Annotated in this window: 7 protein-coding genes; all 7 read right to left on the bottom strand. The window is 40.6% G+C overall.

Translation table 11 applies throughout. From position 1 onward, the window contains the following. Positions 1-5: 5 nt before the first annotated feature. The gene (locus tag MWU84_RS00130; RefSeq protein WP_246896163.1) at positions 6-3107 is read right to left on the bottom strand and encodes a SusC/RagA family TonB-linked outer membrane protein; all 3102 of its coding nucleotides are present in this window, start codon (positions 3105-3107) and stop codon (positions 6-8) included. A 446-nt stretch (positions 3108-3553) separates the two neighbouring features. Beyond that, positions 3554-5044 carry an alpha-L-fucosidase gene (locus tag MWU84_RS00135; protein ID WP_246896166.1) on the bottom strand — a complete coding sequence of 497 codons (1491 nt, stop codon included), beginning with the start codon at positions 5042-5044 and terminating at the stop codon, positions 3554-3556. Positions 5045-5055: 11 nt separating this feature from the next. Continuing rightward, the gene (locus MWU84_RS00140; RefSeq protein ID WP_246896168.1) at positions 5056-7299 is read right to left on the bottom strand and encodes a DUF4838 domain-containing protein; all 2244 of its coding nucleotides are present in this window, start codon (positions 7297-7299) and stop codon (positions 5056-5058) included. Positions 7300-7317: 18 nt separating this feature from the next. Then, the gene (locus tag MWU84_RS00145) at positions 7318-9558 is read right to left on the bottom strand and encodes a GH92 family glycosyl hydrolase (RefSeq protein ID WP_246896170.1); all 2241 of its coding nucleotides are present in this window, start codon (positions 9556-9558) and stop codon (positions 7318-7320) included. A gap of 330 nt (positions 9559-9888) precedes the next feature. After that, entirely contained in the window at positions 9889-12216 is a 2328-nt protein-coding gene (locus tag MWU84_RS00150; protein WP_246896178.1) for a family 20 glycosylhydrolase, read from the bottom strand. A gap of 53 nt (positions 12217-12269) precedes the next feature. Beyond that, positions 12270-13343, bottom strand: coding sequence for a carbohydrate-binding family 9-like protein (locus MWU84_RS00155; protein ID WP_246896180.1), 1074 nt, complete (start codon positions 13341-13343; stop codon positions 12270-12272). A gap of 57 nt (positions 13344-13400) precedes the next feature. Beyond that, on the bottom strand, positions 13401-14366 hold the full coding sequence (locus MWU84_RS00160) for a glycoside hydrolase family 130 protein (RefSeq protein WP_246896182.1): 966 nt from the start codon (positions 14364-14366) through the stop codon (positions 13401-13403). Between the last annotated feature and the right edge of the window lie 90 nt (positions 14367-14456).

Raw genomic sequence — 14456 nt, forward strand, 5'->3', positions numbered from 1 at the left:
TTTTTTTAGAAATTAAGAATAAAATTCAAACCAATACTTCTAATAGTCGGTACGTTGTTGAGTGAAATACCTTGACCACTAAGTCCAGTTCCAAGTACAGCTTCTGGATCGATATCCGGTGCATCTTTATAGAAGAAAAATAAATTTCTACCTATTAATCCAAGTGAAGCAGAATTTACTCCTAAAGATTTTGACACCCTATTTGGCAAACTATAAGTTAAAGAAAATTCCCTCAACCTTACATTGGTTTGATCATAAATATAATTTTCAGCTATTCCTGACATTGCTCCCCAATAGCGCTGTCCAGAGACGTTTACTGTATTCTGGGCACCAGTGTCGGTATTAATGGCATCAACTATAATACCATCTTCCCTATAAGCCAAACTTCTTTCAGAAACACCTGTACCGTCCAGGGAAGAAGAAGTGGCGGAATATACCTTACCACCAAATCTTCCGTCCACTAAAAAGCGCATGGACAAGTTTTTGTATGTAAACGTATTGGTAATACCCCCTTGCCAATCCGGTTGTGAATTTCCTATCAATACGGTTTCCGAAGAGGCAATTGGTAATCCTTCGGCATTTACCAATAGATTTCCACTATCGTCTGTATCCCATACCGTTCCATAAATATCGCCTATACCACCATCAATCTGAGCTCTAATGGAAACGTTACCACTATTGGTCGTATTTAATGTCACCGTTTCCAATTCCTGAATCATTTCGTTTACAGTATTCTCATTCTTGGAGTAATTTAAATTAACGTCCCATGAGAAATTATCCGTTCTTACAGGTGTACCTCCAAATTGCAATTCAATACCCTTATTCTGTACCTCTCCAAAATTATCCAGGAAAAAACTGTACCCGGTAGCCGGATTAACAGGAGTCCTGAAAATCATGTCTTTGGTAATAATGTTGTAATAAGAGAAATCAGCAAATAATCTATTTTGGAATAGACGCGCCTCAAAACCTATTTCAGAAGATGTCACATTTTCCGGTTTAAGATTTGGATTGTATTTCACATCTGGAAAACCCAATACAGTTAAACCCAAATAACCGATCGTACTTACAGGATAGGTTTGTGAAAGTTGATAAGCTCCAGTATCATTACCCACTTGTGCCCAACTTCCCCTGATCTTAAGTAGGTCCAAAACCTTTCTTTCAGGATCTATAAAACGGTTCGTCAAGAACGACAGGTTAACCGAAGGGTAGAAGAAAGATCTATTTTCTTCTGGCAAGGTAGACGACCAATCATTTCTTCCCGTAACATCAAGATAAAGAAAATCGTCATAGGCAAAATTGAATGCGGCATATAAGGAATTTACCTTTTTAATGGCACTTGGTGAGTGGCTAGTGGTCTGCTCTTGTGTATTCGCCAAAATATGTCGGTTAGGTATCTTGAAACGAGACCCCGATACACCAATGCTCTGGGCAGAAGTTTTAAACAAGTTACCACCAAGGTTGGCTGAAAGATTCAACTTTTCTGTAATATCAAGATTGGAAGTAAATAAAAAGTCCGAATTCAATTCTGAAATCTTAGTTTCCGAAAAAGAAAGTCCTCCAAATCTGGAAAAATGATTTCCTTCAGCTGTTATCCGTGCATTGCTTATATTGGTAACATCACCACTCATGCGCACGAAAAGGGAAAGCCAATCATTAAACTTATAATTTACCTTTGCCAAGCCCAAAAAGCGGTTTCTTGACTCTTTGTTACTATCCTCATTTAAGATCCAATAAGGGTTTCCAGTACTATTTCCCTGACCTGTGTAACTAATAACATCGTAATCACTGATATTGTTATCCGGGTCATATAAGCTCGGATTTTCAACTTGATAATTTTTAAGATCGGCAGTTCTTACGTTACGTGGCATATAAAAAACATAACCCAACACCCCTTCAGAACCGAGTGATATCCTATTGTTAAGGTTTTGTGTAAAATAGGTCACCTTGGTATCAAAGCTCAATTTATCGGACAGATCTGTCATTGCCCTTAAATTAAAGTTATGGCTTTCAAGTCCCGAATTGGGCAAAATAGTATTTGTATGGTTATTGGTATAAGAGAACCTAGCGTTGAACTTCTCCCCGCCACCAGTAAGTGCAAAGGAGTTAATATTCTGAACACCGGTTTCGAAAAAATCGGATACATTATTTTCCTGTTCTACATAAGGCCTTTCCGTGCCATCAAAATAAATTTCAGGTGAACCATCCAATCTTGATCCCCATGAAGAACCTCCCAGACTTCCCATATCCGGATAAACGGTTCCACTAGTGCCTTGACCATATTCATTTTGATAGTCCGGCAAAAACATTGGGTTTTCCACGGTAATATTGGAATTAAGGGTTACTCCTAACCCTTTGGACCTTGTACCACTCTTAGTAGTAATTACAATGGCTCCGGAAGCCGCTCTAGAACCATACAGAGCCGCTGCGTTTGGACCTTTAAGTACAGAAACCGATTCGATATCCTCTGGATTTATATCGGTAATACCTCCTCCGGAAACAGAACTATTGTAAACACTACCACCAGATTCGTTACCCGAATCATTGATCGGGATACCATCTACTACAATTAGCGCCTGGTTTCTACCGGTAATTGAGTTATTTCCACGAATAACTATTCTAGATCCTGAACCTACGCCTCCGGACTGACTAACCGTTAAACCGGCAACCTTACCCACAAGGGAATTGGCCACGTTATAGTTCTTAACGGTATTGATCTCATCTGACTGGAGTTCCGTCATGGCATAACCTAAGGACTTTTTCTCCCTGGAAATACCCAAAGCTGTAACCACAACTTCCCCAAGTTGTTCCGCATCTTCAAGTAAAGAAACGTTAACGGTGGACTGCCCATTAATCGAAATTTCCTTAGGGGAAAATCCAAGGGAAGAAAAAACCAAAACACCATTCCCATTGGTAACCTCTATAGTATAGTTACCATCAAAATCGGAAGATGTACCATTGGACGTACCCTTCTCCACAACGTTTACACCGGGCAATGGAACTCCCTGGTCATCGGTCACCGTCCCGGTAACCGTAATATTCTGAGCCATTAATCCCTGAACACAGAAAATGGTCAGAACCATAAAATAGTAATGAATTTTTTTAATCATACTAGTAATTTTAAGTTAGTTTAATTTATAAATTATAGGGTGTTACCCTAAAGTTAAATAAATACTAAATGTTCCAATTATTAGTTAAATGAAGAAAATAATTCGACTAACAACTTAAGACAAAAGCCGAACAACGAATTTAATAGGCAAAAAAAGAATCTCGGAAAGCATAAATTGTATCAATATTCGCATAATTTTCGCAACTTTATCATCTGCCCCAAGAATAAGTAGCCCCCTGTTTCATAATTATGAAACAGGGGGCTACTTATTTTTACAATGGACAAGTCCCTGAAGTCAATTATTTCAGGGCAAGCCCTTGAGGTATCAGAAGGAAACTACCAATAACATTTCGACGCCCGCCTGAATGGAACGGGCAGGCCAGCCTGAACACGGGCAGGTAAGCGTCGGAGCATTTTAATCTCGATTATCGAGTAAAAGTTGTTGCACTATTTAATTTTAATAACAAATGCTTCGGTATCCAACAATTCACCCCACAATTCCTTAGGGAGCTGAATAGCCATTCCATCTTCTTTTTGGGTCCATTTTAATTTTTGTTTGGACCCAAGTAATTGTGCCTTAGCACTCCTTTTTGGCTCATAGTCCGGAAAAATTATTTCGGAAGGCAAGGAAGTCTGCCCTTTTTCAACTAAATGTGTAAGATACACACTGCCATCAGGCTTGGCCGTAACACAAACATTGTCAAACTTAAAGGGAGCCAAAGACCGAGTACCATAAATGGCTTCCTTATTTATAGCCATCCAATCGCCAATTTCAGTCAATAGATCATACGCTCCCTTGTCCCATTCCCCTTCTGGGCTTGGCGCGATATTCAACAAAAGATTACCTCCTTTGGCCACAATATCTACCAGTGTGTGAATGGCTTCCCGTCCGGACATGTACTTGGCATCAAAAGAATAGGACCAACCGCCTCCTGCTATAATACAGGACTCCCAAGGGTAAGGAAGTGGTTTTTCGGGCACCCTATTTTCCGGTGTTAAGTAATTTTGATTTTTACCATGAACGGCACGGTCCACTACAATTAACCCTGGTTGCTTTTCCCTGGCCTTTACTACCAGTTCATCCATCTTAATATCTTGATTAACAATACGGTTCTTCAGATATCCATTGTCATTGTTGACCAACTGTTGCTCATACCAATTGGTAATTTCAGATTTTGGTGTTTTGGCCACCCAGCCACCATCCAACCACAAAATATCTACCTTGCCGTAATCTGTTAGCAATTCCAATATTTGATTGTGGGTAAAATCTATATAAGACTGCCACTTTTCTGGATTTGCCTCGGGCTCATAATTAACATTCCTATCCCTTGGAGGATAATAAGGATCCCAATACGTAGGCGTATTCCAATCCGGCTTGGAAAAATAGGCTCCCGCCCATAACCCTTGACCCCTGAAGGAATTGAATATTTCCTTAGTAATATTTGCTTTGGGGTTAGTTGAGAACGGAGTTTTTGGGTCCGTTATTTTATAATCCGTGTATTTGGAATCGAACATTGAAAATCCGTCATGGTGCTTGGTGGTGAACACCACATACTTCATACCTGCGTTCTTAGCCGCCTTGGCCCATTTATCTGGGTCAAATTTTACGGGATTAAAGGTTTTCTGCAAGCCTTCATACTCTTTTTTGTAGGTATTATAATCACTGGGGTTAGAGCCCTTTGTCCGATCGCACCAACCGTACTCTTCGGGACATAGCGACCATGATTCCACAATACCCCACTGACTATAGGTCCCCCAATGCATTAAAAGACCGAATTTCATATCCTGCCATTGCTCCAATTTTTCCAATACTAAAGGATCAGTCTCCGGAACATACCTTTCATCCTCATAAATTGCCTGTGCTCCCATTTCCTGAAAAAAGAAGGCAACTGCCAGAGTGGTCAAAAAGATTTTATAACTGTTTTTGGTAATCTTCATTTTTAACTGCTTTAATTAATTATTATTTCATCCGCAAAAAGCCAAGAAGGCAGTCCGGCCGCATGGTGCCAATAAGGTGTTTTTGTATTGGTAGCCTTTACTTTTATATAGCGAGTATCTGTTTTATCAAAATCCAACTTAAAATATTGAATTTGGTTTACCTTGCTTTCCTTAGTTAGGGGCATGGGATTAGTAATGGTTCCAAAATTTTCAAAATGCTCATTATCCAAGGAGCCCGAATAAGTAACTCTTTCCGGAAAAAATACAATGTGATTGGTCACTTGTAAAAAGGCCAAGGAAATGGTACTTATGTCCATTGGCCCACCTAAATCTACCACCACCTCCATATCATTACCTTCATACCCCAACCAGTTGGCGTAAAAACTGCTTCCTCCCAGAGCTCCATCCGTTAGTGCCATTGGGTCCTCCTTTGCATATTTTTTGGGTTTTGTAATGGTAACGACCTTCTTTCCCATAGCCACATTGGGCATTCTTATCACCTCTAGTGCCGACATATAATTTGCCAAATACTCGGTCACCGTAAAACCCATCTCATTCATTAAGGTAATATTGTTCTTGTCACTGGTGGCCCTAAAATTATCCAGCAATGTTGTTACCAATGGATTTATAATCTTTTTACCTTCTACATTGGGAACCAAAAGTCCATATACGTCTGTAATATTCTTCCTACTGGCCTCCAATACAGCAAAATCCACCCCCAAGCGCGCCATCTTTACCCGAGCCAAAATTTCCGGTTTTTCGGCTACAGCCTTTTCGGCTTTATCAAATAGTTTAGAATATTTTGAAAGCATCTCCGGGCTTAAATAAGATGAAAATGCCTCCGATGGATCTCCGTAGAGGAATAGAAAAAATTCCTTGTCCTCCTTTAACTTGGCATGAATTTCATCTATGTATTCTTTTATAAACACACCCGCTTCTTGGTAATAACCCGTGGTGAAATCGGTCAAAAGCATATCAAGATCTTGATCCGGATTCCATAGCAGTTGGGCCGTTATATAGGATCTAAGTTCAAAAAGTTCACTGGGATTGTTACTGTGCTGTTCAAACACCCACTTGGCATTATTGTCCCTAAACAATTTAATATTGGGCTGCAGCGTCTGAATATTGGGAAAGGGGGTAAAAAAATTGGTAAACTGTGTAGTATAATCCCATATTCTAATGTTCTTGGTTAGTTTACTCCATCCTATTAGATCGTTTGCAAAATCGGTACATTTTTTGGCAATGGGCGCGCTTCTATCACATTCTATAGAACAAAGTGTAATCAATACATTGTCCAAGGGTTTCGTCTTACATGGCTTCCGCGTATATTGATAGGCCAAGGTAGAAATCATCTTGTCCGGGAAAGTAGCCGCCACCTCATTTACAAATCGTATCATAGTTCCCGATGGGCTACCTTCTTCTTCATCTATTTTACTGCAATTGTCGCACTGACAATGCTGCTGATTATCATCCTGACTTACCGATAGAACCTTTGCTTTAGGATATTGTTGAAACAAAGAAGCCACGGAATCCTTTACAATTGAAAGCACCTCGGGATTGGTAAGGCACAATTGTGTCGGCAGACGTTCATCGCCCCTTAGTGCATAAAACTCCGAATGGGACTCATAAAATTTTTCCTCCGGTATAAACTTATGGAAAGTGTGTACCCTTGCACTTGGAACATAACTTGGAAACGATTCATGGGTTACTTTTTGCTGGTCCGCATAGTCGGGATTGTCATAAAACAATCTTGAATGTACGGTTCTAGTAGTGATATCCGGGCTGTAACGAAAATCCAAAGCTGGTAGATCAATAGTTTTAGAGGTCGGAATTTTTTCTGCTCCGGGTGCATACCATCTGCAACCCAAGTAGCGTTCCAAAAATTCATATATGGCATATTTTGTTGCCCGATTAGATCCGCCATAAATTAACAAGTGCTTGTCTTCTGTCCTAATAACAATGTCTTCCCTTCCCAAATTCTCGCCCTTTAAATTTCCGATATAGAGCTTGTTTTTTTTTATGTCCTGAGAACTTTCATCAACCAAGGGCAATTCCACCCCACTAATATCCAGAATATATTTTTGGAGAATTTCCGCTGATTTGTATTGACCTTCTGTTGCACTGCCCATGAAGACAATCTCGTAGTCCGACTGCCCATCACGAACCAATTCAATTCCATCCTTTTCACAGGAGGTTAAGATTGATAATATTAATAAGAAACCTAGTAATTTGAAATTTGTCCTTAATATTTTCATTCACAATGCTGTTTTGATCTATTTATTCAATTTAAACTCCAAAGTTTTGCCATTTACCAGTTCGTCATGGTTTATAAAGTAACCCTTGTGCGGTTTTCCATCAACCGTAATATTCTCAATAAACTGGTTTTGCTCCGAAAAATTGGAAGTTATTGTAATTTTTTCCTGTTGATAATAATCACTATCCAAATGTATGGTTATCTTATTAAACCGAGGTGTTGTGAGAGAATAAATTGAATTTGCCGGGCTTATGGGATATATTCCCATCATTGAAAAAACTGCCCAGGCGGACATGGTGCCCGTATCATCATTACCAGGGAGTCCGTCAGGTGAGTTCTTATAATACTCGTCAAGCAAATGCGAAACCATTTTTTGGGTTCTCCTCTCCTCTCCCTCCACGTAATTGAATAAATAGGGATATGCGATATCTGGCTCGTTGGCCATATCATAATGTCCCTTATCAAAGACATCCTGTAATCTTTTCACGAAAGGTTTTGCCCCTCCCATAAGCTTTATAAGACCTTTGGTATCATGAGTAACCATAAAAGAATACTGCCAGGCATTACCTTCAATAAATCCTAGATTTTTTACAAAGTTGGCCCCGGCTTCAGGGTTATAGGGAGTCAACCAAGTGCCATCATCATTCCTGGGCCTCAATAAATTAAATTCCTTATCGAATAGATTTCTGTAGGAAACGGACCTTTTGGAGAAGCGGCGATAATCCTCCTTTTTACCCAAAGTCTTGGCCAATTGGGCTATGGCATAATCTGAAATATTGTACTCCTGAGTAGTAGATACGGATCCGCTATTGGTTGTCTTGGTGGTAAGGTATCCTTGCTCCAAATAATCCTGCAGTCCCGGACGAAGGGGATTATCCTGAATCTGATCTGCGCTTTTGACCATTGCGGAATACGCCTTTTCCACATCAAAATCCTGGATACCCTTTAAATAGGTATCGGCAATAACAATACCTGCCGGATCACCTACCATAGTAGTCGTTTCCGTGGCATTCAACTCCCATTTTGGCAACCACCCGCTCTCATCATAGATCTGCAGCATACTCTTCACCATATTGGATTGTTGCCTTGGATAAACCAAGCTCATAAGCTGATGCAAATTACGATACGTATCCCATAAAGAAAACACCGTATATCTAGTATCCTGGGTCCTTAAAATTTCCCTGGTTTTCATTTTGGGATAGTCTCCATTATAATCATTCAAGGTACTGGGGTGTATCAGTGTATGGTATAAAGCCGTATAAAACTTAACCTTATCCTCTTCCTTACCTCCTTCAACCTCAATTCTGGATAAATATTTATTCCAATTTTGCTTAGCCTCTGCCAAAATTTGGTCGAAACTTTCTATTGCTGTTTCCTTTTCCAAATTTTCACGGGCATTTTCAATGCTAACATAAGAGACCCCAACCTTCATTTCCACTACCGTGGGTTCTTTAAAATTATATCGCATATAACCACCTATGCTATCGCCTACAACTTCCATGGCATACCCCGGCATTACCCGTGTCTTTCCGTTGTAACCCATCCATTCAGCCTCGGCACCTTTGTAGGTGGTCGGCTTTTTCCAAACCCCAAATTCGTCCGCAGGCCGGGAAAACCGTGCTACAAAGTACACCGGATATGCTTCCTCCGGCTTATAATAACAAAACGAACCAACAGAACGAATCCCTTCAATTTCGGTTGGTGAAACGACCTTAAGGGTGGCTCCTTGTTCATTGGTAAGACCCAAGCCCAAATTTATCAAGATGTTGGCATCTCCTTCTGGAAAGAAAAATTTGCTTACCCCTACTCTGGTCGTTGCCGTGGCCTCAACTTTTATATCATATTTGTCCAAAGTATTGGAATAATAGCCAACTTCCGAAACCTCATTGGAATAGGACGTTCCATATTTTAAATAATCCACTTCCAGGCTACCCGTGGTGGGCATGGCCAAAATTACTCCAAGATCAGGGCAGCCAACACCGCTTAGATTAACGTGGCTAAACCCTGTTAAGAAGGTGTTTTCCTCTACATAGGGGGTCGACAGCCATCGACTGTCCTTTTCCAAAGGTAAATTTTGGGAACCAACCACATTAAATGGGGAAACACTAACCATTCCCCTTACCGCAATAGGTCCCGGATTGGTGGTTCCAAAGTTTGAGGTGCCAATAAAGGGGTTCACGTAGTCTACGGGTTGCTTTTGTGCATAAGCCACAAGGGTAAAAACCGTCAGTATTAATAATATTATACGTTGTAATCTCATTGTTCTTTTTTGATAATTTTACCTATGTTGATCTGGCTTCAATCTTTAATTCACACACCCCATACCCCACTCTAAAGGGGAGTAATCCCTACCCAAATCACAAAGTTTAACCAGTCCATATAATATCTATCCTAATATTAAATGCTAAGAAAATCCAGGTCAACTAAAAAATCCAAAACACTTAGACTTTAGCTTTTTTAATGCTACTTCTATTAAAATTCATTCCCTTTTGAGGGGAGCCTGCCCGGCCCTTTGGCGGGGCTAGGGGCTGTTTTCTACAGGAGCTAGAGGTATATGTTCAAAAGCTTTTTATTATTTCAATACTTCCATCTATTCCACAACCACCTCATCAATAAACATCCAGGAACCTCCCCCATTGGGAGGAGTTCCTAAATTAGTTGCCACGACCTTAATATATTGGGCGGATTGCTTATCTATATCAATAACAAAATCCTGTAACTCCGAACCAATATTGTCCGCAAAATCCCTTTTTAGGATTCCAGCACTTTTAAAAGCTTCGCCATCTTCCGATAGCAGAACCTCCATTTGAACAGGAAAATAGATACCTGATCCCTGGTTTTCCATGGCTCCGACAGTTATCTTTTCCAATTCCGTAAGAGATTCCAGATCGATTACCAATTCCATATCGTTATCCAACCACCCTTGCCATTGTCCGTCGTGAAAATTTTTGGAGCCGCGAACTACATTTACCATCCCCAAATCCTCAGCTCCCTTATAACTATCGTGATATTTATTTATGTAGGTTACAGGTTTCCCCACAGCCTTATGATATTTAATAGTTTTCTCGAATATGGCACCCACAGGTTCACCATCTTTAAATACCTGGGCTTTGATATTGGTTGTCCTATCAATATCTACTGGAGCGGAATATTTTTCAGAGGCCGAAGTAATATCGCTACCATCTAGGGAAAACCGAATATCCGCTTGGGGAAATTCTGATTTAAGGGCAATTGATATAACACCATTTTCAGTATTGACCGAAGTTTCAGTAGTTACCTGATAGGCACTTTTGGCATAATGGACTCCCATTATCCCATATCTTTGAAATAGACTACTTACCCGGTTTGAAAAATCGTCCCAATTTCTATTATCCTTACTACTCCAAACAGCTTCCGCCAAGGCAGCCAGACGTGGATAGGTCATATACTCCGCTTGGGCATTGGAAGGAACATATTCTGTCCATAAATTGGCCTGGCCTCCCAGAACATGCTTGGCCTGCTCCTCGCTCATTCCCTCAACGACAGGGTCAAATTGATAGACCTTGCTCAGGGGCAGGTTTCCGCCCCACGCCAAAGGTTCAGCATCTTGATCGCCTTGATAATAATCAAAATAACAATGTGAATTAGGGGTCATGACTACATCGTGACCAGCATCGGAGGCCTCCAAGCCTCCTTTTACACCGCGCCAACTCATAACGGTAGCGCCCGAAGCCAAACCGCCTTCCAAAATTTCATCCCAACCCAGCAAAGTTCTTCCTTTGGAACTCAGAAAACGTTCCATACGCCGGATAAAGTAGCTTTGCAATTCCTCAACATTTTCGAGACCTTCCTCTTGAATTCTTTTATTGCAATCCGGACAAATTTTCCAATTGGTCTTGGTAGCCTCATCCCCTCCAATATGAATGTATTGGGAAGGAAATAACTCCATAACTTCCAGCATTACATTTTCCAAAAACTCAAATGTGGTATCTTTTCCTGGACAGTAAATTTCGGTTATGGGCCACACTCCTCCGGAAGGGACCATAATAGGTTTTTGAAAACAGGACAATTCAGGGTATGCAGCTATGGCACTCATTACGTGTGCCGGCATTTCTATTTCCGGAACTACCGTAACTCCCCTACTACTGGCGTAAGCAACTATTTCTTTAATATCTTCCTGGGTATAAAATCCACCGAAGGTAGCGTTTGTCCCAAATTCGGCTGTAGGCCTGGCATTCCACGGCTTGTCTTCTTGATCCACTCTAAAGCCACCTACTTCCGTTAATTTTGGATATTTCTTAATCTCTATGCGCCACCCTTGGTCATCAACCAAATGTAGGTGCAGAGTGTTCATTTTTAACAAGGCCAATTGGTCTATGGTCTCCATAACATAATCCTTATCGAAAAAGTGCCTGGAAACATCCAACATGAAACCACGCCATTCAAATCGTGGACTATCTTTGATATCCACATTTGGAATATCCCAAAGTACATTGGAGGCCAAAGATTTGCTTTCAATTTCTATAGGAAGTAACTGTCTGATCGTTTCCAAAGCATACAAAAAACCATTATATCCTTTGGCATTTATTACAACATTATCATCCGTCACATGTAAGGAATATTCCTCCTCGCCCATAGATGGATCCTTGGATAATTCAACAAAATTCATATCGGGAACGGTAGATACCACCTCCATATTCCATCCGGCGGCTACGGAAAATTTATCCTGCAATATTTCCAAGGTTTTCACCATGTCCTCTTCCACCACAAATTTTGTATCCTTGGTAAACCGAAAAGCCCCTGGGCTAAACTTCACTTCCGTGGGCTTGGGAACGATATTTATGTCACTTTGCGCAAAAATCGTTTTGCTTTCCTCTCCACAGCCCACTAAAAATACCAGCAGGAATACACTTAAGCCTCGCGCTATTACGTTTTTCATTTTAACTCCACTATTTACTTAAATCGACCCCTCCTAAAATTTACTGGAACGAATTAATTTTTATCATCCATACTTCGAAATTCCCCGTCTTCCTTAATCACCAATACTTTTCCTGTAAATGGACTCTTTACCCAAATATTATAACCAAATCCATGCTTTTCCAAACTAGGTTTTATGGTCTTTCCCAAAATATTCTTTGGCATTGCCACTGACTTTTCAGCATCTTTTTTCCCCTGCAAAACTCCCCTGTAGAGCGAATACAAATGCCATTTTATATAATCATCATTAGGAATTGAAAAACTGGCAATTCCACCTGCTTCTTTGGAAGAAAAATAAACGTAACCCCAATGCTCCGGCTCATGCATGTTAATAACGCCCTGTGGTGACCACACCCAGTTATACTCGGGCAGGAACTTTCCTTTATCGTCTTTTTTTCTGGAATAACGCCCGTCCGTTAGATCGAATTTCCAATTGACCCTGGAAAAGTTGATCCTCCAAAAATCGTTCTCCGGCACATTACCACCGCTGCTTGCCTCGGTTATCACCTTCCATGGAATAGCTATTTCTACCATCCAACCTTTGTCGGTATCCGATGAATCATTCAATGTTCCATCTATACTCACGGCCGATTTAACCCCTTGAATATCCCAACTATCCACCACTTTACCATGATTTCTATAAGGCTTGGTCAAAAACAAATCCCAAAGAGTATTATGGGCATTCATCTCATATTCGTAATAATTGTGTGTATCCCCATCCGGGTCTATAAAAATCTCAAAATCATTGTTGTAAAAAATAACGGTGTCCCTTTGTTTTAAAGTGGCCCATACATGGGGCTCCTCCATTTCCGCCAAAATATATAGGTAGTCATTGTCCCACAACATTTTCATTCTGGTCCTGTAATCAGGTATCATTTTGCCTTCGATATCAATATAATCCTGGGACCAAGTCGCTTTTTGCCAAGAAGCATCATCGCCTTTCCCGTCTATACTCAGGGTTTCACTTGCCTTATACGCAATATAGTTTCTTGGCACAAGCTCTTGCCCTTTTACAGTGGCAATGCCAGCGCAGAAAAGCAAAAGCGCTAATGACCAGGTTCTGCTGTGGATTGAAAAAGTGGTCTTCATATTTCGATTTTAATGATTTCTATTTATTAAGCACAAGCTGGGCAGAATAAACCCAGATTACAGACTATTCTCCTTCGTAAATTTTACAATTTCAGATATACGTCCAAATGCCAAGCCGGTAACCGTATCAGCAGCCCCATAATAGATGGCGACCTTATCCTCTTCCGTTGAATGTAGCGCAGCACATGGAAAAACTACATTTGGCACATCACCCACACATTCATAATTCGTCTGAGGTGACAACAAATAGGGTTTGGTTCTATACAAAACCTGATCTGGCCGCTCTTTATCCAAAATAGCCGCTCCCATGGAATATCTAAATCCGTTGCAAGTATTTATTACCCCATGATAAAAGGTTAACCAGCCCTCATCCGTTAATATGGGAATTGGCCCGGCACCAATTTTGGTACACTGCCATGCACTGTCCACAAAAGGGGTTACCTTCATTACACAGCGATGCTCTCCCCAATATTTCATATCAGGACTATAGCTAATGTAAATATCCCCAAATGGGGTGTGTCCATTATCACTTGGGCGACTCAACATGGCATATTTCCCGTCTATTTTCCCAGGGAACAATACACCATTTCTATTGAAGGGCAGAAAGGCATTTTCACATTGAAAAAATTCCTTAAAATCGAAAGTATACCCAATACCAATAGTTGGGCCATTATAACCGTTGCACCAGGTTATCCAATACCTATCCTCTATGAAGACCACCCTGGGATCGTACTTATACTCAGATTCTATCATATTGGTATTGCCCGCCTGAAATTGAATGGGCTCATGGTTTATGTCCCAATCTATCCCATTCTTACTAAAACCGGCAAAAATATTCATTTGAACCGCCTTGTTATCACAACGGAATACTCCGGCAAAACCATCTTGGAACGGTACTACCGCGCTATTAAAAATACTGTTGGAAGATGGAATTGCATCTCTCTTAACCACAGGGTTCTCTGTATATCGCCAAACTACATCTGCACTATTGGCAGGCCTTTCTTGCCATGGAATGTTACTCACTATGTTTTGATTTAAAAATTACAATTAAACTCTTTCACTACCTAATGTACGCCCTCCAAAACTTTGATCAAGGGAGTGATCCCTTTTATT

The organism is Arenibacter sp. F20364, assembly GCF_023015905.1.
Classification (GTDB): domain Bacteria; phylum Bacteroidota; class Bacteroidia; order Flavobacteriales; family Flavobacteriaceae; genus Arenibacter.